The 273-nt window shown below is 67.4% G+C and carries 1 protein-coding gene; it reads left to right on the top strand.

Annotated elements, in window-relative coordinates; translation table 11 throughout:
• A partial coding sequence (locus E0702_RS17375) for a precorrin-8X methylmutase (RefSeq protein ID WP_205742059.1) occupies positions 1 to 144 on the top strand: 144 nt, incomplete at its 5' end.
• Positions 145 to 273 lie beyond the last annotated feature (129 nt).

Genomic DNA, 273 nt, shown 5'->3' with positions numbered 1-273 from the left:
GGCGCCGCCGAGAGCAAGGCGGAACTTGCGGCCAACCCGCGGGGCTGCGATTTCGTGGCGTTGCGCGGCCGGCGCGGCGGCTCGGCCATGGCGTCGGCGGCCGTGAACGCTTTGGCCGCCGGATTGCCGGAGGTGGAGACATGAGCGCGACCAATTTTCTTGCAAGAAAATTGTCAAGGATCTTGCAAGATCCTTGGCCCGCGCGGGGCCCGGGCGGTGGCTCGGCATGACCGCGCCGTGGTTGCATATCGTCGGCATCGGTGAGGACGGAAT

Source organism: Halomonas marinisediminis (assembly GCF_004347715.1).
Taxonomy (GTDB): domain Bacteria; phylum Pseudomonadota; class Gammaproteobacteria; order Pseudomonadales; family Halomonadaceae; genus Halomonas; species Halomonas icarae.
The sequence above is the reverse complement of the archived record's forward strand: the minus strand, read 5'-3'. Positions and strand labels throughout refer to the sequence as shown.